The sequence below is a fragment of the Xanthomonas chitinilytica genome (assembly GCF_026107455.2).
GTDB lineage: Bacteria > Pseudomonadota > Gammaproteobacteria > Xanthomonadales > Xanthomonadaceae > Stenotrophomonas > Stenotrophomonas chitinilytica.
In genome coordinates, this window is sequence record NZ_JAPCHY010000005.1 from 194,945 (window position 1) to 215,459 (window position 20,515).

At 69.2% G+C, this 20,515-nt stretch carries 18 protein-coding genes; 12 read left to right on the forward strand and 6 right to left on the reverse strand.

Features of this window, described 5'->3' with window-relative positions:
* The first annotated feature begins 43 nt into the window (after positions 1 to 43).
* Positions 44 to 169, forward strand: a complete 126-nt coding sequence (locus tag OK345_RS08470) for a hypothetical protein (protein WP_265127495.1) — start codon at positions 44 to 46, stop codon at positions 167 to 169.
* 892 nt (positions 170 to 1,061) lie between these two features.
* Here OK345_RS08470 and OK345_RS08475 read toward each other — a convergent pair.
* Both OK345_RS08475 and OK345_RS08480 read right to left on the reverse strand, forming a co-directional pair.
* Complete coding sequence (locus tag OK345_RS08475; protein ID WP_265127496.1) at positions 1,062 to 3,098, reverse strand: TonB-dependent receptor plug domain-containing protein; 2,037 nt, start codon at positions 3,096 to 3,098, stop codon at positions 1,062 to 1,064.
* 80 nt (positions 3,099 to 3,178) lie between these two features.
* Complete coding sequence (locus tag OK345_RS08480; RefSeq protein ID WP_265127497.1) at positions 3,179 to 3,505, reverse strand: hypothetical protein; 327 nt, start codon at positions 3,503 to 3,505, stop codon at positions 3,179 to 3,181.
* A 189-nt stretch (positions 3,506 to 3,694) separates the two neighbouring features.
* On the opposite strand from OK345_RS08480, the gene ffh reads away from it, so the two are divergent.
* The 7 genes from ffh (at position 3,695) to rplS (ending at position 9,406) form a co-directional block, all read left to right on the forward strand.
* Positions 3,695 to 5,074, forward strand: a complete 1,380-nt coding sequence (ffh, locus tag OK345_RS08485) for a signal recognition particle protein (RefSeq protein WP_265127498.1) — start codon at positions 3,695 to 3,697, stop codon at positions 5,072 to 5,074.
* A gap of 118 nt (positions 5,075 to 5,192) precedes the next feature.
* Positions 5,193 to 6,263: an NAD(P)H-dependent flavin oxidoreductase gene (locus OK345_RS08490; RefSeq protein ID WP_265127499.1), complete on the forward strand. Its 1,071-nt coding sequence runs from the start codon at positions 5,193 to 5,195 to the stop codon at positions 6,261 to 6,263.
* Complete coding sequence (locus OK345_RS08495) at positions 6,260 to 7,054, forward strand: aminotransferase class IV family protein (RefSeq protein WP_265127500.1); 795 nt, start codon at positions 6,260 to 6,262, stop codon at positions 7,052 to 7,054. The genes OK345_RS08490 and OK345_RS08495 overlap by 4 nt, the downstream gene beginning before the upstream one ends.
* A 128-nt stretch (positions 7,055 to 7,182) precedes the next feature.
* The gene (rpsP, locus tag OK345_RS08500; RefSeq protein ID WP_265127501.1) at positions 7,183 to 7,443 is read left to right on the forward strand and encodes a 30S ribosomal protein S16; all 261 of its coding nucleotides are present in this window, start codon (positions 7,183 to 7,185) and stop codon (positions 7,441 to 7,443) included.
* Positions 7,444 to 7,482: 39 nt separating this feature from the next.
* Positions 7,483 to 7,998 (forward strand): ribosome maturation factor RimM, encoded by a 516-nt coding sequence (gene rimM / locus OK345_RS08505; RefSeq protein WP_265127502.1) that lies wholly within the window; start codon positions 7,483 to 7,485, stop codon positions 7,996 to 7,998.
* 91 nt (positions 7,999 to 8,089) lie between these two features.
* Complete coding sequence (gene trmD / locus OK345_RS08510; protein ID WP_265127503.1) at positions 8,090 to 8,845, forward strand: tRNA (guanosine(37)-N1)-methyltransferase TrmD; 756 nt, start codon at positions 8,090 to 8,092, stop codon at positions 8,843 to 8,845.
* 153 nt (positions 8,846 to 8,998) lie between these two features.
* Entirely contained in the window at positions 8,999 to 9,406 is a 408-nt protein-coding gene (rplS, locus tag OK345_RS08515) for a 50S ribosomal protein L19 (protein ID WP_265127504.1), read from the forward strand.
* 416 nt (positions 9,407 to 9,822) lie between these two features.
* Here the strand turns inward: rplS and OK345_RS08520 are convergent, their stop codons facing one another.
* On the reverse strand, positions 9,823 to 11,271 hold the full coding sequence (locus OK345_RS08520) for an MATE family efflux transporter (RefSeq protein WP_265127505.1): 1,449 nt from the start codon (positions 11,269 to 11,271) through the stop codon (positions 9,823 to 9,825).
* Between OK345_RS08520 and OK345_RS08525 the strand changes: the two genes are divergently transcribed.
* Together OK345_RS08525 and OK345_RS08530 are read left to right on the forward strand one after the other, a co-directional pair.
* Positions 11,270 to 11,698 carry a hypothetical protein gene (locus tag OK345_RS08525; protein WP_265127506.1) on the forward strand — a complete coding sequence of 143 codons (429 nt, stop codon included), beginning with the start codon at positions 11,270 to 11,272 and terminating at the stop codon, positions 11,696 to 11,698. The genes OK345_RS08520 and OK345_RS08525 overlap by 2 nt on opposite strands.
* Positions 11,691 to 12,101 (forward strand): RNA-binding S4 domain-containing protein, encoded by a 411-nt coding sequence (locus OK345_RS08530; RefSeq protein ID WP_265127508.1) that lies wholly within the window; start codon positions 11,691 to 11,693, stop codon positions 12,099 to 12,101. Before OK345_RS08525 ends, OK345_RS08530 begins: the two co-directional genes overlap by 8 nt.
* Positions 12,102 to 12,186: 85 nt before the next feature.
* On the opposite strand, the gene katG is transcribed toward OK345_RS08530, so the two are convergent.
* Both katG and OK345_RS08540 read right to left on the reverse strand, forming a co-directional pair.
* Positions 12,187 to 14,385 (reverse strand): catalase/peroxidase HPI, encoded by a 2,199-nt coding sequence (gene katG / locus OK345_RS08535; RefSeq protein ID WP_265127509.1) that lies wholly within the window; start codon positions 14,383 to 14,385, stop codon positions 12,187 to 12,189.
* Positions 14,386 to 14,607: 222 nt separating this feature from the next.
* Positions 14,608 to 15,225, reverse strand: a complete 618-nt coding sequence (locus tag OK345_RS08540; RefSeq protein ID WP_265127510.1) for a DUF937 domain-containing protein — start codon at positions 15,223 to 15,225, stop codon at positions 14,608 to 14,610.
* A 749-nt stretch (positions 15,226 to 15,974) separates the two neighbouring features.
* Between OK345_RS08540 and OK345_RS08545 the strand changes: the two genes are divergently transcribed.
* A complete protein-coding gene (locus OK345_RS08545; protein ID WP_265127511.1) occupies positions 15,975 to 16,664 on the forward strand; it encodes a helix-turn-helix transcriptional regulator in 690 nt (229 codons plus the stop codon).
* Between the two features lie 66 nt (positions 16,665 to 16,730).
* On the forward strand, positions 16,731 to 17,357 hold the full coding sequence (locus OK345_RS08550) for a glutathione S-transferase family protein (protein ID WP_265127512.1): 627 nt from the start codon (positions 16,731 to 16,733) through the stop codon (positions 17,355 to 17,357).
* A gap of 412 nt (positions 17,358 to 17,769) precedes the next feature.
* On the opposite strand, the gene mutS is transcribed toward OK345_RS08550, so the two are convergent.
* The gene (gene mutS / locus OK345_RS08555; RefSeq protein WP_265127513.1) at positions 17,770 to 20,325 is read right to left on the reverse strand and encodes a DNA mismatch repair protein MutS; all 2,556 of its coding nucleotides are present in this window, start codon (positions 20,323 to 20,325) and stop codon (positions 17,770 to 17,772) included.
* Positions 20,326 to 20,515 lie beyond the last annotated feature (190 nt).

Here is a 20,515-nt window from a genome sequence, read left to right on the forward strand (position 1 = left end):
GCCGATGGTAGGCAGCGGTTGCGGGGATACACCCACGATCATCATGCATGCCGTTGCCGTTGCCGTTGCCGTTGCCGTTGCCGTTGCTGTTGCTGTTGTTGTTGCTTTGGTTGTTGCTTTGGTTGTTGCTTCGGCTGTTGCTTCGGATTTTGATCTTCCCCTGCCGTAAAGCGAGCCGAGCACCGCAGTGTCGGCGGGGCGAAGAGGCGCACGTGTTTGAGCGAAGCGAGTTGTGCGCCGGCCCCGCCGACGCGAGGAGCGCAGGGGACCGGCGGGCGCAGCCCGCCGGCTCGCGTCTCGGCTGTGCTTTCTTTTGGTTACTTTTCTTTGCACAAGCAAAGAAAAGTGACTCGCTCCCCGCGAAGCGGGAGCGAAAGCTTTTGCTCTTGCTTCTGGTTTTTGGCCGTTGCCTAGCTTTCCTTCGTTGGAGAAGACAGAAAGTCAAAGGCAGGTAAAAGCTTTCGCGCCTTTGGCGCGAGCTACTTTGACCAGCCATGACCAGCCATTCGGCTGTTGAAAAGCACTTCGGCTGTTGAAGAACTCTTCGGCTGTTGAAAAAGCGCTTGTCTTGGCAAAAGTAGCCAAAACCGCCGGCGCCGACGCGAGCCGATGCGGCTGCGCCGCACCGGTCCCCTGTGCTCCTCGCGGGCCGGGGGCCGGCGCACGACTCGCTTCGCTCGAACACGTGCGCCTCTTCGCCCCCGGCCCGCTGCGGTGCTCGGCTCGCTTTAAGGCACCAGGAAGTCAAAAGCCAGAGCAAGAACAACAGCCAAAGCCACGGCGCATGGGGGGCATGGGGCAGGCCTCTGCACAGAATCTGGTTCCCAAGCGCGGCAGTTGACGATGGGAACCCGAACTGTCGCGGGCAATTCCCCGGATCATCCCAACCCGCTGCCATGAATGACCGCTCCCGCATGATCTTCACGTGCAACCGGGCCTGCCTGTGCAAATGGACTTGCCGTAGGTAAAGGGATCTCGGCGATGGCGACAGCACCCGCATGCGCATGGATGCCCCCTGGCACATCGCGCCCCGATGCCGACCGGAGCGCGATGCCGTCGCCTCAGAAGCGGGTGACGACGTTGGCGAACCAACTGCGGCCGGGCATCGGATAGCCCTCGGACAGTTCGTACCAACGGTCGCCGAGGTTGCGTCCGCCGGCTTCGATCTCCAGCTTCTCCAGCGGCGACCACACCAGCTTGGCGCCGAAGGTGGCGTAACCGTGCAGCTCCAGGTAGCCGTTGCGGTTGCCCGGGCCGGAGTAAGCGACGATGCGGCCCTGTTCGGCCTCGGCGGTGACCACCGCGCGCCACTGCGGCGAGAACGCCCAGCTGGCATGGGCGAACAGGCGCTGGCGCGGACTGTCGGTCAACGGCACCGATGCGTCCTCCAGGTTGTCGCGGTCCAGCCAGGTGTAGCCGATGCCCAGTTGCCCGTGTTCGGCGAAGCGTTGCTGCAGCGACAGCTCCACCCCGCGGTGGCGGGCCTTGCCGATGTTCTGCGCCTGGTCGCAGACGGTGCCGCCGCATTCGCCGGAGGCGATCTGTGCGTCCTGGATCAGATCGTCGATGCGGCTGTAGAACAGCGCGGCCTCGGCCTGCGCACCGGGCCACGGCTGTCCGCGCCAGCCCAGTTCCACGTGCCGCGCGGTCTCCGGCTTCAGGTCGGGGTTGGGCAGGGCGCGGCCCATGCGGGCGGAATAGCGGTCCTTGATGGTCGGGAAGCGGGTCTTGTACGAGACGCTGGCGAACAGCTGGTTGTCGGCGGACAGGTCGTGCACCAGTTCCAGCAGGCCATTGCTGGCGTCGGTCTTGCCGGTGTTCCAGTAATACACCTCGCGCGCCTCGCGGCGTTCGTGGCTGCCGCCGATGCGCAACCGGCTGGCCTCGCCCAGGGCGAGGGTGTCCTCCACCGCGACGGCGGTGGTGACGTCGCGGTAGTCCTTGGTCGGCGAGCTGGGGTTGCGGTCGCTGTGGCGGTCGTCCTTGTAGTGCACGGCCAGGTGCAGGTCGTGGCCGGCGAAGGCCTGGCTGGCCAGCTCCACGGTGGCGCCGCGGGTCTTGTCGTCGTACATGCTGGGGAAGCTGGTGTTGTCCAGCGGGGTGCGGTAGCTGCCGTCGCTGTAGGCCTCCAGCCCGTTGCCATAGCGGTCCTCGTACAGGCGCAGCTTGAGCGTGTGCTTCTCGCCCAGGCCGATGTTGCCGATGAAGTACAGGCTTTCCTTGTCCCAGTATGGCCAGCGCCAGTAGCGGATGCCGCTGCTGGCGCGGCCGGTGTAGACCGGGTTGCCCTTCTCGCCGTCCTGCTTGACGTAGCCCAGCGCGTATTCGTCGCGCTCGTTGGGGGTCAGGCCGAGCTTGATCGAGACCCGGCGGTCTTCGCGATGGGCGTTCTGGCGTTCGTCGCCGGTGTCGGTGGGATCGGCCTTGTGGTCGACGAAGCCGTCCGGCAGCGGGAAGCCGTCGGCCTCGCTCCACGACAGCCCGGCCTGCAGGTACCACTGTCCCTGGTTGCTGCCGAGGTTGGCCGCGGCCTTGCGCTCGCCGCCGCTGTCGGCGCCGAGGCGGGCATCGCCCTCGAATTTCTCCTGCGGCCGGCGGCTGATCAGGTTGATCGCACCGCCCAGGATGTTGGGGCCGTACAGCGGCGAGGCCGCGCCCTTGGCGATGCGGATCTGTGCCAGGTCGAAGGTGGCGAAGCGGCCGAAGTCGACGTAGCCGTCGTAGGGCACGTACAGCGGGATGCCGTCCAGGAATACCGGCACCTGGCGCGGGTCGAAGCCGCGGACGTAGACCAGGTCCTCGTTGCGCGAGTTGCGCGACAGCGCCACGCCGGGCGTGGTGGCGACGGCTTCGCCGACGGTTTCGCGGTTGAGGCGATCCAGCTGTGCGGCGGTGATCGCGGTTTCGCCCGGTGGCGGCGACTGCGGGCGCTGCGCGTGCACGACCACGGCGCCCAGCTCGAAGATGCCGTCGTCGGCGGCCAGGGCGGGAGCGGCGGGCCACGCGCCGGCCAGGGCCAGGGCGATGGCGCCGTGCAGCAGGGCGGTGGAGGGCTGGGGGCGGCGCAGGCCGGTGCGGGGGGAGGGGTGGGGTTTCATCGTGGCTTCGCCATGTGGATGTGTATGCAGGGATGGGCGGTAGCGACCGCCCCGGCGGGGCGGGCCGGGAAGTCGGCGGGTCATTGCACGCGGCGGGCGTCCTGGTGGTCGCGGATGTCCGGGCCGGCGTGTCCGGTCGCGTCGGTCGGGCATATGCCGCGGAAGTTGTCGGCCTGGGACTGGGTGATGCCGGAGGCGCAGGCCATCTCGGCCGGGCCGCTGCCGCGTGGCGTCAGGGCCTTGAGCGCAGCGGCGTCCAGCCCGCGCTCGGCGGAGACCGCGCCGGTGCACCGTGCCGGGTGGCCGGGCGTGCCATCGATGGCCGGGTGGTCCGTCGCGGGGCCGGCCGCTGCCCGGGCGGCGGCGAAGGCGGGCAGCGGCGAAAGAGGGAAGGACAGCGGCTTCATTGCGTGGCTCCCGCACGGATATGAGGTTGTGTATATAGCGATGCCAGCATATGGCGCCGTCCGGCGCGGCGGGTTGACGCAGATCAAGCGGCGCGCGGGTGGGGCGGCGGACCGCGGCCGGTCCCGGCGATGCCCGCACCCCGGCTATACTTCCGTCTCTTTGTCCACCGTTTCCGCAGGTTGCAGCGCATGTTCGAGTCCCTGACCCAGCGTCTTTCCGGCACCATCGAGCGCCTGCGCGGCCGCGGCCGCCTGACCGAGGAGAACATCCGCGAGGCCACCCGCGAGGTGCGCATCGCGCTGCTGGAGGCCGACGTCGCGCTGCCGGTGGTGCAGGCCCTGATCGAGCGCATCAAGGTGCGCGCGGTCGGCCAGGAGGTGCTCAAGTCGCTGACCCCGGGCCAGGCGCTGATCAAGGTGGTGCGCGACGAGCTGACCGCGGTGATGGGCTCGGCCGCCAGCGACCTGAACCTGAACGTGCCGGCGCCGGCGGTGATCCTGATGGCTGGCCTGCAGGGCGCGGGCAAGACCACCACGGTCGGCAAGCTGGCCAAGCACCTGAAGGAAAAGCGCAAGAAGAAGGTGATGGTGGTCTCGGCCGACGTCTACCGCCCGGCCGCGATCGAGCAGCTGAAGACCCTGGCCGAACAGGTCGGCGTGCTGTTCTTCCCGTCCGATGCCTCGCAGAAGCCGGAAGCCATCGTCCGCGCCGCCATCGACGACGCGAAGAAGTCGTTCGTCGACGTGCTGCTGGTCGATACCGCCGGCCGCCTGGCGATCGACGAAGCGATGATGGCCGAGATCAAGGCGCTGCACGCGGCGATCAACCCGGCCGAGACCCTGTTCGTGGTCGATTCGATGACCGGCCAGGACGCGGCCAACACCGCCAAGGCATTCGGCGAGGCGCTGCCGCTGACCGGCGTGGTGCTGACCAAGACCGATGGCGACGCCCGCGGCGGCGCGGCGCTGAGCGTGCGCTACATCACCGGCAAGCCGATCAAGTTCATCGGCGTGGGCGAGAAGCCCGACGGCCTGGACGTGTTCCACCCCGACCGCCTGGCCAGCCGCATCCTCGACATGGGCGACGTGCTGTCGCTGGTCGAGCAGGTCGAGCAGCAGGTCGACAAGGACAAGGCGCAGAAACTGGCCGAGAAGGTCGCCAAGGGCAAGAAGTTCGACCTCAACGACATGCGCGACCAGCTCGAACAGATGCAGAACATGGGCGGCATCGGCGGGCTGATGGACAAGCTGCCGGGCCTGGGCCAGATCCCCGAGCACCTCAAGGCGCAGGTCGCCGGCAACAAGGAGGTGCCGCGGATGATCGCCATCATCGGCTCGATGACCAAGAAGGAGCGCCGCAACCCGGGCCTGCTCAACGGCTCGCGCCGCGCCCGCATCGCCCGCGGCTCGGGCACCACCCCGGCCGACGTCAACAAGCTGATGAAGCAGTACCAGCAGATGGAAAAGATGATGGGCAAGCTGGCCGGCGGCGGCATGAAGGGCATGATGCGCAGCATGAAGGGCATGATGGGGGCCATGGGCGGCCGCGGCGGACTGCCGTTCCGCTGAACCAGCCACGATGCGCCTTCCCCCTATGTAGGAGCGACGCCAGTCGCGACCGGGCTTTACCGGTAGAGCCCGGTCGCTCCTGCAAAAGCCGATTGGCGATGGAGAGGACCGGAGCACGATGAACGAAGCCATCCAGCGACGCGTGGATGCTTTCTGCCGGCGCTTTGGCCTGCGCCGGCCGATCCTGCTGGCGCCGATGGCCGGCGCCTGCCCGGTGGCGCTTTCGGTGGCGGTGGCCGACGCCGGCGGCATGGGCGCGATGGGTGCGGTGCTGTCGCAACCGCACGAGATCGGCGAGTGGATGACGGCGTTCCGCGCCGGTTCCGCCGGCCCGGCGCAGGTCAACCTGTGGATTCCCGACCCGCCGCCCGCGCGTGACGCGCAGGCCGAGGCCGCCAGCCGTGCCTTCCTCGGACACTGGGGGCCGCCGGTTGCGGCCAGCGCCGGCGATGCTGCCCCGGCCGACTTCGACGCGCAGTTCGACGCGCTGCTGGCGGCGCGCCCGGCGGTGGCCTCGACCATCATGGGCGTGTTCTCCGCGGCCCAGGTGCAACGACTGAAGGAGGCCGGCATCGCCTGGTTCGCCTGCGCCACGACGCTGGCCGAAGCGCTGCAGGCGCAGGCCGCCGGTGCCGATGCCGTCGTCGCCCAGGGGGCCGAGGCCGGCGGCCATCGCGGCGCGTTCGTAGCCGCTGCGGCGGAGCGGCAGCAGGTCGGCCTGTTCGCGCTGCTGCCGCGGCTGGCCGACCGGCTGGATGTGCCGGTAATCGCCGCGGGCGGGATTGCCGATGGCCGCGGCGTGGCCGCGGCGCTGCTGCTGGGGGCCAGCGCGGTGCAGGTCGGTACCGCGTTCCTGCGCACGCATGAAGCGGGAATCGCGCCGGCCTGGTCCGAGGCGCTGGCGCGCAGCGAGCCGGAAGACGCCTGGCCGACGCGCGCCTTCAGCGGGCGCCTGGGGCGCGCGCTGGCGACGCCCTACGTGCGCGCCGCCGCGGATCGCGATGCGCCGCCACCCCAGCCGTATCCGGTGCAGCGCGGGCTGACGGCGGCGATGCGCAAGCAGGCCAATGCCGACGACCGCATCGATGCCATGCAGGCCTGGGCCGGACAGGCGGCCTGGATGGCGCAGGCGCGGCCGGCGACCGAGGTGCTGGACGAACTCTGGGCACAGGCCCGGGAGCTGCCGTGAACCGGGTGTTCTGCAACGGCGCCGAGGCCGCCGCGGACGATCTGGCGGCCGCGCTGACCAACTACGGCCACTTCACCTCGATGCAGGTGCGCGGCGGCGCGGTGCAGGGGCTGGAGCTGCACCTGCAGCGGTTGCGGCAGGGCACGGCCGAACTGTTCGCCGGCACGCTCGATGATGCCCGGGTGCGGGCATGGATGCGGCAGGCGCTGGATGCCTGCGGGATGGCCGATGCCTCGCTGCGGGTCACCGTGTTCTCGCGCCGGTTCGATTTCCGCCGGCCGCTGCAGCCGCTGGCGGTGGACGTGCTGGTGTCCGTCTCCGGGCCGTTTCAGGCGTCGCCGCAGCCGCTTTCGCTGGGCGCGGTGGCGTACCGGCGCGAACTGCCGCACCTCAAGCACGTCGGGACCTTTCCGCTGTTCCAGCAGCGCCGGCAGGCGCTGCTGGCCGGCTTCGACGATGCCCTGTTCGTCACCGCCGACGGCCTGGTCAGCGAAGGCACGACCTGGAACATCGGGTTCTGGGACGGTCGGGACGTGACCTGGCCGCGGGCGCCGGCATTGCGCGGTACCGCCGAGCGCCTGCTGATGGACGGGCTGCAGGCCCGGGAACAGGGGCAGGTGCAGCGGGAGGTTGCCCTGGCGGAACTGCGCGACTTCTCCGGCGCGGTGGCCTGCAATGCGAGCGGCCTGTGGCCGGTGGCGCGGATCGACCGGGTCGGGTTCCCGGAGTCCGGAGCGTTCCGGCAACGGCTGCTGGCCGTACTGCAGGAGCGCCCCTGGGAGCCGCTGTGAGTCCGGACCCGCGGTGGCCGGCGGTTCAGTTTGCGCGCCGGGGACAGGCTTGGAATGGGCTGTCGCCGCCGCTATAATCGCTGGCTTACCTCGCCATCCTGGCGACTGGGCAACAAAGGAAACTCCCCATGGTCAAGATCCGACTGACCCGCGGCGGCGCCAAGAAGCGTCCGTTCTACCACATCATCGTCACCGACTCGCGCAGCGCCCGCGACGGCCGCAACATCGAGCGCGTCGGCTACTACAACCCGGTCGCCCAGGGCGCCGAGCAGCGCGTCGTGCTGGACACCGCGCGCGTCGACCAGTGGGTCGCCAACGGCGCCCAGATGACCGACAAGGTCCGCAACCTGTACAAGGAAGCGACCAAGGCCCAGGCCGCTGCGGCCTGATCCTGAAGGCTGCGCCGCAAGGCGCAGCCACCGGTCGACATGAAGAAAGATACCGAGCGCCGCATCCTGCTGGGCAGGATTGTCGGCGCTTTTGGTGTGCGCGGCGAGATCAAGCTCGAGTCCTGGACCGAGCCGCGTTCCGCCATTTTCCGTTACCAGCCGTGGATCCTGCGCACGCCCGCCGGCCAGGAGTCGGAACTGAGCGGCGTACGCGGCCGCGACTCCGGCAAGCACCTCGTGGCGGTGTTCCCCGACGTGACCGACCGCGACATGGTCGAGGCCATGCGCGGCACCGAGATCCACGTGCTCCGCAGCGCGTTGCCGCCGCCCAGGCCGGACGAGTACTACTGGGTGGACCTGGAAGGCCTGCAGGTGCGGACCGTCGAGGGCGTGGAGCTGGGGCAGGTGTCGCACCTGTTCTCCACCGGCGCCAACGACGTGATGGCCGTGCGCGGCGACCGCGAACGGCTGATCCCGTTCGTGCTGCCGGATTTCGTCAAGTCGGTGGACTTCGACGCCAACCTGATCGTGGTCGACTGGGACCCCGAGTTCTAGGCCGAAACGGCGGGAAACCCGGCGGCTCCTGTCGTATGGTGCCGGCTGGCACCGGCCTGTCGCCCTCCATTTCCTGGTCCGTTCCCACGCCATGCGCATCGACGTCATCACCCTGTTCCCGGAATTCATGGCCCAGTCCGCCGCCCTCGGCGTGGTGGGACGGGCGCAGGAACGCGGGCTGATGTCGCTGCATGGCTGGAATCCGCGCGACTACGCCGAAGGCAACTACCGCCGCGTGGACGACCGGCCGTTCGGTGGCGGGCCGGGCATGGTGATGCTGATCGAGCCGCTGCAGGCCTGCCTGGCGGCGGTACGCGCGGCCGATCCGCAGCCGGCGCCGCTGATCTACCTCAGCCCGCAGGGGCGCCCGCTGACCCAGGCGAAGGTGCGCGAGCTGGCGGCGCTGCCGCGGATGCTGCTGCTGTGCGGCCGCTACGAAGGCGTGGACGAGCGTTTCCTGGCCGCCGAGGTGGACGAGGAAATCTCGATCGGCGACTACGTGCTGTCCGGCGGCGAGCTGGGTGCGGCGGTGATCGTCGATGCGGTGACGCGGCTGCAGGAAGGGGCGCTGAACGACGCCGAATCGGCGGTGCAGGACAGTTTCGAGGGCGATGGCCTGCTCGACTGCCCGCACTACAGCCAGCCGGCCAGCCACGCCCTGGGGGAGGTCCCGGAGGTGCTGCGCTCGGGCAACCATGCCGCGATCGCGCGCTGGCGGCGCCAGCAGTCGCTGCTGCGGACCTGGCTGCGGCGGCCGGAGCTGCTGGACGAGGCGGCGCTGTCCAAGGCCGACCGCGCGCTGCTGGAGCAGGCCCGCCAGGCCCATGGCGGAGACGGCGCCCCCTAGCGCCGGGGCCGGAATATCGGCTACCATTGCGGATTCCCATCGGGCCCGTCTGCCCGGACGGGGCCACTAGAACAAACGTGCGGCGCAATCCGGCGACTGCATGAGCCCAAGCTGTCGAACGACACGCCCACCCCGAACAGAATCGGTGCAACCATGAGCAAGCTGAACAAATCCATCGTCGCGGAATTCGAATCCGCCCAGATCGCCCGCGAACTGCCGAAGTTCAGCCAGGGCGACACCGTCGTCGTCAACGTCAAGGTGAAGGAAGGCAACCGCGAGCGTATCCAGGCCTATGAAGGCGTGGTGATCGGCACCAAGAACGCCGGCCTGAACTCCTCCTTCACCGTGCGCAAGATCTCGCACGGCTACGGCGTCGAGCGCGTGTTCCAGACCCACAGCGCCATCATCGATTCGGTCGACGTGAAGCGTCGCGGCAAGGTCCGCGCCGGCAAGCTGTACTACCTGCGTGGCCTGGAAGGCAAGGCTGCCCGCATCAAGGAAGACCTGGCCGCCGCTGCGCAGGCCAAGCTGGCCCGCCAGGCTGCCAAGGCCGCCGAGTAATACCGGCAACCTCCGCGTTGTCTCCGCAACGGCCACCTTCGGGTGGCCGTCTGCGTTTGTGCGGGGTGCCAGGCAGGGCCGGGGCTGGCAGGGACGACAAGCGCGTCGCCGCGCGCCGGCCGGGCGCACGGCCGGGACATCGTGCCGGATGGCCCATGGCAGGGGTGTTCCCATCCGCTCCTCGGGCACCGGGAGGCAGGACCTTGGCCACCGCCTTCGCCGGCAGCATCGCCTCGCGTCGCGCCATGCCCGCGGTCTGGCCGATTCTCCCGCTGGAGTCCCTCCCACAGGCTGCTCCCCGATGAAAGCCATGAAGCATCTTGTTGTTCCGATGCTCGCAGGCCAGCCATCCATCGCGGAAACGGCCCACGACACTCGTCATCGCTTGATCCGGAAATGCACCGGTGCCGATCGGGCTACAGATCGGGATCGGCCACCGGCGAGGGTGGGGTGGCCGGTACTTCGGCCGGCGCCGCCAGTTCCTCGCGGTGCGATGGCAGCATCTTCGCCTTGCGCCAGCCGCCCCAGCGGTAGTACGCCAGCGACAGCAGCATCGCGCACAGCGAACTGACCGGGAAGCTCCACCACACCGCATCGGCGCCCATCGTGCCCTGCAGCAGCTCGGCGAACGGCACCCGCACGCCCCACAGCGAGGCGGCCAGGATCAGCAGCGGCGCCACCACCGCGCCGGTGGCGCGCACCACGCCGGAGATCACGAAGCTGACGCCGAAGAACAGGAACGACCACACCGCGATGTGGTTGAGGTGGCGGGCGACCTCCAGCGCATCGCTGCCGCCGGGCAGGAACAGCGCCAGCGTCCAGCGGTCGAGCAGGATCAGCGGCGCGATCAGGCTGCCGGTGAGCAGGAAGTTGTAGAGCACGCCGCTGCGGGCGGTACCGGCCACGCGGTCCCAGCGCCCGGCGCCCACGTTCTGCGCGGCCATCGACGAGCAGGCCGCACCGATCGCCATCGCCGGCATCTGCACGTAGGTCCACAACTGCAGCGAGGCGCCGTACGCGGCCGCGGTGTCGGTGCCGTAACCGTTGACCATGGTCATCATCATGATCATCGCCAGCGAGATCAGCACCATCTGCAGGCCCATCGGCACGCCCTTGAGCACCAGCGCGCGCAGGATCGTCGGATCGATCTTCAGCAGCCCGGCATCGCGGCGGCCCAGCCAGAGCATGTGGCGCCGGTGCCGCATGTAGTACAGCAGCCCCGCCAGGGCGATGGCCTGCGCGATCAGCGTGGCCCAGGCCGCGCCGGCGATGCCCAGCTCCGGGAACGGGCCGAGGCCGAAGATCAGCAGCGGGTTGATGACGATGTCCAGCGCCACCGACAGCAGCAGGAAGCGGAACGGCGTGCGCGAGTCGCCGGCGCCGCGCAGCGCCGCGGTGAGGAAGGCGAAGGCGTACAGCAGCGGCATCGCCAGGAAGATGATGCGCAGGTAGGCCTCGGCCAGCGGCAGCGAGGCGGCCGGGGTGCCCATCGCCTTCAGCAGCGGGTGCGACAGCCACCAGCCGGCGGCGGCGATCAGCACCGACAGGCCGATGAAGAACGTGGCGCTGGTGCCCATCACCTTGCGCGCCTGCGCGACGTCCTTGGCGCCGATGGCCTGGCCGATCAGGATCGACGCCGCCATGCCGATGCCGAACACCGAGCCGATCAGGAAGAACATGATGTTGTTGGCGTTGGCCGTGGCGGTCAGCGCCGCCTCGCCGAGGAAGCGGCCCACCCAGACGGCATTGACCGAGCCGTTGAGCGATTGCGCCATGTTGCCGGCCAGGATCGGCAGTGCGAACAGCAGCAGGTTGCGGCCGATGGGGCCTTCGGTCAGCGATCTGGACGGGGCGGCTGGAGGCATGGACAGTGCAGACCGGGTGAATGGGGACATTAGCACTGCGAAGGTGATGGCCGCAGCGCGCAGCGGTTTGTGCGACGGCCATCGCCGCCGCTACGATGGGCGTCGATGGCCGGCAGGGCGCCTGCATGCCCGCCGGCAGCCGGGTATTCCGCGAAAGGGAGCGATCATGTTGAAGCGTATGGGAGTTGTGGTGGCGGTGCTGGCGCTGTCGGCCTGCACCAGTTCCGAGCGGCTGATGGATGCGGGTGTGCGTCCGAGCGATCGCGCCGATTGCCTGGTCGGGAACGATCCGCTGGATACCGAACGCAACAGCGGCGTGCGCTCGCTGCGCAACAAACGCTGCGACCCGGACGACAGCCTGAACTGGACCCTCGGCCAGTCGCGCAAGGATTCGATGGAAGTGGATTTCAAGAAAAAGCATGAGTGAAGCGGAAACCCCGCAGGCCGCCGGCGTGCGCCTGGACGTATGGCTGTGGGCGGCGCGCTTCTTCCGCACCCGCAGCCTGGCCAAGCAGGCGGTGGAGACCGGCAAGGTGGAAGTCGCCGGGCAGCGGCCCAAGTCCTCGCGCACGGTGAGGGTGGGCGAGCAGCTGCGCATCAGCCGTGGCGAGGAGGTGTTCGAGGTCCACGTGCGCGGACTGAGCGACACCCGTGGCGCGGCGCCGGTGGCGCAGGCGCTGTACGAGGAAAGCGAAGCCTCGCGCGCAGGCCGCGAGCAGGCGCGCTTGCGGCGCATCGCCGAGCGCACCGGCTATCGTGCCCCCGAGCATCGCCCCGACAAGCGTGCCCGCCGCCTGATCCGCGCGCTGGGCGATATCGACGCACTGTAGTCGCGCTCCGGATCCAGCCGCGGGCGCACAAACGAAGACCGGGCCTTGCGGCCCGGTCGTCGTTGCTGCGGCAGTTCGGCCAGGATCAGTGCAGGTCGAAGCGGTCCAGGTTCATCACCTTGGTCCACGCGGCGACGAAATCCTTGACGAACTTCTGCTTGGCGTCGGCACTGGCATAGACCTCGGCCAGGGCGCGCAGGACCGCGTTGGAGCCGAACACCAGGTCGGCGCGGGTGCCGGTGTACTTGACCTCGCCACTCTGGCGGTCGCGGCCTTCGAATAGTTCGGCCTTGTCGTCGACCGGCTTCCAGGCCGTGCCCATGTCCAGCAGGTTGGTGAAGAAGTCGTTGCTGAGCACGCCGACGCGTTCGGTGAAGACGCCATGGCGGCTGCCGTCGAAGTTGGCGCCGAGGACACGCAGCCCGCCGATCAGCACGGTCAGCTCCGGTGCGGTCAGGGTGAGCTGCTGGGCCTTGTCGATCAGCAGGGTCTCGGTCGACGGGCCGCCGTGGATGCGGCGGTAGTTGCGGAAGCCATCGCCGATCGGTTCGAGCACGTCGAACGACTCGACATCGGTCTGGTCCTGGCGCGCGTCGACCCGGCCCGGGACGAACGGCACCTCGATCGCCACGCCGGCCGCGGCCGCCGCCTGCTCGATGCCGACGCCGCCGGCCAGCACGATCACGTCGGCCAGCGAAGCCTTGCCGGACGCCTGCTGCAGGGCCTGCAGCTTCGGCAGCACGCCGATGGCGAGCTGGTTGACCGGCCAGTCCTTCTGCGGCGCCAGCGCCAATCGCGCACCGTTGGCGCCACCGCGCTTGTCGCCGCCGCGGAAGGTGGAGGCCGACGCCCAGGCCACCGAGACCAGCTCGGCGACCGACAGGCCGGACTCGGCGATCTTCGCCTTCAGGTCGGCGATGTCGGCCACGCTGGGGTTGTGGACCGGCGCCGGCAGCGGGTCCTGCCAGATCAGGTCTTCCTTGGGCACTTCCGGGCCCAGGTAGCGCGCCTTCGGCCCCATGTCGCGGTGGGTCAGCTTGAACCAGGCGCGGGCGAAGGCTTCGTTGAAGGCCTGCGGGTCGTTGAGGAAGCGACGCGAGATCTTTTCGAACCCGGGATCGAAGCGCAGCGTGAGGTCGGTGACCAGCATGGTCGGCTTGCGCTTCTTCGACGGGTCGAACGGATCGGGGATGATCTCCGGCGCGTCCTTGGCCTCGAACTGGATGGCCCCGGCCGGACTGCGGGTCTGCACCCATTCGAAGTTGAACAGGTTCTCGAAGAAGTTGTTGCTCCACTGCGTGGGGGTCTGGCTCCAGGCCACTTCCAGGCCCGAGGTGATCGCATCGGCACCGACGCCGCTGCCGTAGCTGCTGGTCCAGCCCAGGCCCTGGGCTTCCAGCGGCGCCGCTTCGGGGTCGACACCGACATGGTCGGCCGGGCCGGCGCCGTGGGTCTTGCCGAGGGTGTGGCCACCGGCGATCAGGGCGACGATTTCCTCGTCGTCCATGGCCATGTTGCCGAAGGTGGCGCGGATGGCCGGTGCGGCCGAGGCCGGGTCGCCGCTGGCGTTGGGGCCTTCCGGGTTGACGTAGATCAAGCCCATCTCGGTGGCGGCGAGCGGGTTCTTGGCCAGGCTCTCCGGATCGCGGTGGGCCAGCCAGGTCTTTTCGTCGCCCCAGTTCACGTCGAGGTCGGGCTCCCACACGTCCTCGCGGCCGGCGGCGAAGCCGAAGGTACGGAAGCCGGAGTTCTCCAGCGCCACGTTGCCGGCCAGTACCATCAGGTCGGCCCAGGAGATCTTCTGGCCGTACTTCTGCTTGAGCGGCCACAGCAGCCGGCGCGCCTTGTCCAGGCTGACGTTGTCCGGCCACGCGTTGAGCGGCGCGAAGCGCTGCTGGCCGCGTCCGGCGCCGCCGCGGCCATCGACCGTGCGATAGGTGCCGGCACTGTGCCAGGCCATGCGGATGAACAGGCCGGCATAGCTGCCCCAGTCGGCAGGCCACCAGCTCTGGGAGTCGGTCAGCACGGCCTTGAGGTCGGCCTTCAGCGCGGAATAGTCGAGCTTGCCGAACTCGGCACGGTAATCGAAGTCTTCGCCCAGCGGGTTGGAGCGGTTGGAATGCTGGTTCAGCAGGTCCACGCGCAGCTGGTTCGGCCACCAGTCATAGTTGCTGGTGCCGGCACCGGCGATCTGCTTGGGGGCCTCGTGGAACGGGCACTTGGCGGCAGCGGGGGTGGGGGTGTCGATCGGTGCCGGGGTGGCGTTGTCGGTTGGCGTGCTCATGGCGGGCTCCTCCGTTGAAGACCTCGACGATATACGCCATCGATGACGGCGGATATTCGAATGATCCTACGATCTCGATAGATATTTACTATGGAAACTCACGTGCTCCGATAGGCGGAGGCTCGTATGGCAGAAGCCCCTCGACGATGGCAGCGAAGGGCGTCCCGCAACGGCAAACGGTGCCTTGCGGCCTCCGCCGCGTCGGTCCAGGGTGGCGCCCGCTCAGGACTTGCCGAACAGGCCGCCACCGAGTTTCAGCAGGTCGCCGACGCCGAGCTGGCCGTCGCCGTCCTGGTCGAGCACCTGGCCGAGCAGGCCGGAAAGGCCGCCGTCGGCGCGCGCCTGCTGGTGTTCCTGGCCGAGCGCCTGGCTCAACTGCCCGGCATCGGCGTTGCCGCCGCCGACGAAGCGCTGGGCGAGGAACGACAGCACGATCGGCGCAAGGATCTGCAGCAGTTGCCCGGACTTGCCGCTGTCCAGCCCGGTGGCCTGGCCCAGCCCGCTGGCGGCCTGCGGCGCGTTGCCGCCGAAGATGTGGCCGAGGATGCCGGCGCCATCGGTCTGCCGCGTCGTGCTGCCACCGAGCACCGAGCCCAGCAGGCCTCCCAGGTCGAGGCCGCCGGCTGCGCCGGCATGGTCGCGCTGCAGCGCACCAAGCAGTGCCTGTGCGCCGTCTGCTTGCTGGGTGTTGCGGCCGAGCGCGCCCAGCAGCAGCGGCAGGGCGGTGGCCACGGCCGATTGCGCCTGTGCCGGTTCCACGCCCAGCTGCGAGGCGATCTGCTGGATACCGGGGCCCTGCAGCTGCTGCAGCAGGCTGCTGGCGAGCGGAGTGGTGTTCATGGGAACTCCTGACCGATTGCCGGAACGGCGGGATACCGAGCCTAGCAGATCGTTCTGGCGCGGATATCCGTGCGCGAATGCTTTTGTCGAGGCAGCGCCGCGAGCCGGTGAGACCGCGTCGTTGCCTTGCCGGCGCGCCCGTGCCCGCCGCGGAGAGGCGGGATGCGAATGGCTGGATTCAGAGCGGCCAACAAAACTCGTCATTCCCGTGCAGGCGGAGGGTAGTGCCTGGGTTTTCCCGGGCGAAAGTCGCGGGTACCCATCGCCAGCTGTTGCACGGTGCTTCCCGTTCGACCCGCCATGACCCGCCATTCGGCTGTAGGAAAAAGCGTTCTCGGCTGTCGAACCGCACTTCGGCTGTTGAAAAGCGCCCCGGCCGTTGAAAAGCGTCTCGCGGAGACGACGGCAACGGTTTCGTCGACAGGTCCAGGAGCCGCCGACAAGAGCTCGTCTCCCCCGCGAAAGCGGGCAGCGCTTTTCAACGGCAGGCAGGCGGGTCATCCAGTGCCTTTGTCTTTCCCGGGGGTAATGTCGCCGGGTGACCGGTTGCCCCGCTGGCGGAAAAGCATTTCCCGCCTGCGGGAGGCGACCGCAAGGGTTCTGCCGGCATCTCTCGATGCGTCGAGCCTGGCGTGCGATGCCGTTGCGCAGCGTGCCTGGCGCGGAGCTGGCCGTCATGCAGCCACTGCCCGCAAGCGAACGCGCCCGCGGCAGACGTTATGCTGGCCGGCCCATCGCCGAGCCCATGGATGACCGTCCGCGCCGCCCGCCTGCTGCACCTGCTCGATGAACTGCGCCGCCGGCGCAAGCCGGTGCGTGGCGCCTGCCTGGCCGAGCAGCTCGGGGTGAGCCTGCGCACGCTGTATCGCGACATCGAGGCGCTGCGCGGGCAGGGCGCGGACATCGTCGGCGACCCGGGCGTCGGCTACCAGCTGCGCGCCGGTTTCCTGCTGCCGCCGATGATGTTCTCGGACGAGGAACTGGAGGCGATGGTACTGGGCGCGCGCTGGGTGTCGCGGCATGCCGACCCGGAACTGGCCGCGGCGGCCGACCGGGCGATGGATCGCATCGTCGGCATCCTGCCCGAGGCGCTGCGGTTGCAGGTCGAAACCAGCGGCCTGTTCGCCGACTGGAACGCCAGCGAACCGGAACCGTGGCTACCGGTGCTGCGTCGCGCGATCCGCGAGGGGAACGCCGTGCGCATGCAGTACGCCGACGCCGAGGGGCGCGTCACCGAGCGCGTGACCTGGCCGTTCGCGATGGCCTTCCTCGCCCAGATGCGGGTGCTGGCGGCGTGGTGCCAGTTGCGCGGCGATTTCCGCCACTTCCGCGCCGACCGGGTGCTGGCGCTGGAAGACACCGGCACGCGCTATCCCGGGCAGCGCCACCAGCTGCTCAAGCGTTGGAGGGAACAGCGTCTGCGGCGCCGGGTCGATTGACTGCTGACACTGGCTGTCAGCAGCCCCGGTGCACACTGCTGGTTCCTTCCAACACGGGCACCCGCCATGACCGCCACGCTGACCTTCTATACCAATCCCCTCTCGCGCGCCCGGCTCACCCGCTGGATGCTGGAGGAAACCGGGTTGCCCTACGACGAGGTGGTGCTGGAGTTCGGTACCACGATGAAGTCCCCCGAGTACCTTGCGATCAATCCGATGGGCAAGGTGCCGGCGATCCGCCACGGCGACATGGTGGTGACGGAGAACGCGGCCATCTGCGCCTATCTGGCCGACCTGGTGCCGGAGAAGGGGCTGGCGCCGCCTCCGGGGTCGCCCGAGCGCGGTGCGTACTACCGCTGGCTGTTCTTCCTGGCCGGGCCGCTGGAAGCCTGGCTGACCGCCAGGAGCACCGGCACGCTGGCCCCGGCGGTGGGCGCCGGCTACGGCGAAGAGGGCGACGTACTGCGTACGCTGGAGCAGGCGTTGCAGGGCAGGACGTATCTGGCGGGCGACCGTTTCACCGCCGCCGACCTGTACGCGGCTGCGTCGTTGTCGTACTACATGATGATCGGCGCGATCGAGAAGAACCCGGTATTCGAAGCCTACGTCGCGCACCACGTCGGGCGCCCGGCCGCCGTCGCCGCCAACAACCGCGACAACGCGCTGGCGGCGGAGCATCCAGCGGCCGGATGAGGGGCTGTTGCCATTGCCCTGATGCAGCGGAGGCGGCCGGACGGCCGCCTTCGCGCTTTCGGGAGGCGGCGCCGTTGCAGGAGCGACGTCCGTCGCGACCGGGCTTTCCCGGCACGGCCCCGGTCGCGACGGACGTCGCTCCTGCAGGGGAAGCATCGTGGTGACAGCGGTGCCTTGAACCGGTACAGCGTTTCCATCGCTGGCTTCCGCGTCGGTTCGTCGGTGGCGAAGCATCTGGCGATGGAGGCAAGGCAACAAGATGCGCCGTCGTCATGATGCAACGAAGGCGGCCGGATGGCCGCCTTCGCGCTTTCGGGAAGCGGCGCCGTTGTAGGAGCGATGTGAGTCGCGACCGGGGCTTTCCCGGCACGGCTCCGGTCGCGACTGACGTCGCTCCTACAATGCCCTGCGGTCACAGCAGCGACTTCATCCGGTACAGCGCTTCCAGTGCCTGCTTGGGCGTCAGTTCGTCCGGGTCGATGGCCTGCAAGGCATCCAGCGCCGCCGATGAAGGCGCGGCGAACAGTCCGAACTGCTGCGGTGCGTCCAGTGCCTGCGGCGCCATGGCCGCCGACAGCGTCTCGCCGCCGCGCTGTTCCAGCTCCGCCAGCCGCCGCCGCGCCTGCGCCACGGTGGCCTTGGGCAGGCCGGCCAGCGCCGCCACCTGCAGGCCGAAGCTGCGGTTGGCCGGGCCGTCCTTCACCGCGTGCATGAACACCAGCGTCTCGCCATGCTCCACCGCGTCCAGGTGCACGTTGGCGATGCCGCTGGGGCCGCCCTCGAAGCTTTCGTCGGCCAGCGCGGTCAGCTCGAAGTAGTGGGTGGCGAACAGCGTGTAGCAGCGGTTGACGTGCGCCAGGTGGCGCGCGACCGCGTCGGCCAGCGCCAGGCCGTCGTAGGTGGAGGTGCCGCGGCCGATCTCGTCCATCAGCACCAGCGAGTGCGCGCTGGCGTGGTGCAGGATGTAGCTGGTCTCGGCCATCTCCACCATGAAGGTGGACTGGCCCTTGGCCAGGTCGTCGCCGGCGCCGATGCGGGTCAGGATGCGGTCGATCGGGCCGATCACCGCGCGTTGCGCCGGCACGAAACTGCCGATGTGGGCCAGCAGCACGATCAGCGCGTTCTGGCGCATGTAGGTCGACTTGCCGCCCATGTTCGGACCGGTGATGACCAGCATCCGGCGATCCGGATGCAGGTCCAGGTCGTTGGGCTCGAACGGCTGCTCGCGCACCGCCTCGACCACCGGATGGCGGCCGCGGTCGATGCGCAGGCACGGGGCGGTTTCCAGTTCCGGCTGCGACCAGTCCAGCGCCTGCGCGCGTTCGGCGAAGCAGGCCAGCACGTCCAGTTCGCTCAGCGCCGCCGCGCAGCGCTTGAGCGGCTCCAGGTGCGCGCCCAGGGTGTCGAGCAGTTCCTCGTACAGCAGCTTCTCGCGCGACAGCGCGCGCTCGCGCGCGGACAACACCTTGTCCTCGAAGCTCTTCAATTCCTCGGTGATGTAGCGCTCGGCGTTGGTCAGGGTCTGGCGGCGGGTGTAGTGCACCGGCGCCTTGTCCGACTGGCCCTTGCTGATCTCGATGTAGTAGCCGTGCACGCGGTTGTAGCCGACCTTCAGCGTCGGGATGCCGCTGCTCTCGCGCTCACGTGCTTCGAGGTCGATCAGGAACTGGTCGGCGTGGGTGGACAGCCGGCGCAGTTCGTCCAGCTCGGCGTCGAAGCCCTCGGCGATCACGCCGCCGTCGGACAGCTTGAGCGGCGGCTGCTCGGCGATGGCGGACGCCAGCAATTGCGCGCTCTCGTCGTGCGAGCCGAGTTCGGCGCGCAGCTGTTGCAGGCGTGGCGAATCCAGCGTTTCCAGTTGCGCGGCGATGGCCGGCAGCATGCCCAGACCATCGCGCAGGGTGGAGAAATCGCGCGGCCGCGCCGAGCGCAGCGCCATGCGGGTGAGGATGCGCTCGATGTCGCCGAGCGCGCGGAAGCTTTCGCGCAGGTCGGCATCGGTGCCGCGATCGATCAAGGTTGCCACCGCATGATGGCGCTGCTGCAGCACCTCGCGCAGCCGCAGCGGGCGGTGCAGCCAGCGCCGCAGCAGGCGGCCGCCCATCGGCGTGATCGTGCTGTCGAGCACGCCCAGCAGGGTGTTGCGGGTGTCGCCATCGACGCGCGTGTCCAGCTCCAGGTGGCGGCGGGTGGCGGCGTTCATCGCGATCGCCTCGCCGGCAGTTTCCATCGCGATCGCGGTCAGGTGCGGCAGGCGCTGCTTCTGGGTTTCCTCGACGTAGCCGAGCAAGGCGCCGGCCGCCGCGGTGGCGCGTGGCTTGTCGTCGATGCCGAAGCCGGACAGGTCGTACAGCTTGAAGAAGGAGAGCAACTGGCGGCGGCCGCTGTCGGCGTCGAACAGCCACGGCGCGCGACGGCGCACGCCGCTGCGCTGGCGCAGGAATTCGGGCCAGTCCTCCTCGTCGGGCACCAGCAGCTCGGCCGGTTCCAGGCGCGCGAGTTCGGCCTCCAGCGCGTCGTCGGTTTCCACCTCGTTGACCAGGAAGCGGCCGCCGGCCAGGTCGGCCCACGCCAGCCCGTAGCCCTGCCGATTGCGCGACACCGCCATCAGCAGGGTGTCGCGGCGCTCGTCCAGCAGCGCCTCGTCGGTGACGGTACCGGGGGTGACGATGCGCACCACCTTGCGTTCGACCAAACCTTTCGCCAGCGCCGGGTCGCCGATCTGCTCGCAGATCGCCACCGATTCGCCCAGCGCCACCAGCCGTGCCAGATAGCCTTCGTAGGCGTGCACCGGCACCCCGGCCATCGGAATCGGCGCGCCGGCGGAATTGCCGCGCTGGGTCAGGGTGATGTCGAGCAGCCGCGCCGCCTTGCGCGCGTCGTCGTAGAACAGCTCGTAGAAGTCGCCCATGCGGAAGAACAGCAGCAGGTCCGGGTGGTCGGACTTGGCTGCGAAGAACTGCTTCATTAGGGGGGTATGTTCTTGCGTACCTGTTGGCTTCGTCCTAACTGCTTTGTTATCAGTGATTTGTGAGGTGTCTGGCACTTGTATCGCGAGCTCAAAAGGGGGGTAAAATCGGTTTTATGGCGACCTCGATGGCCCATGCATGGACCACAATCGAAGGGCGAGGCGCCGGGCATGGTCCGCATGGACCATC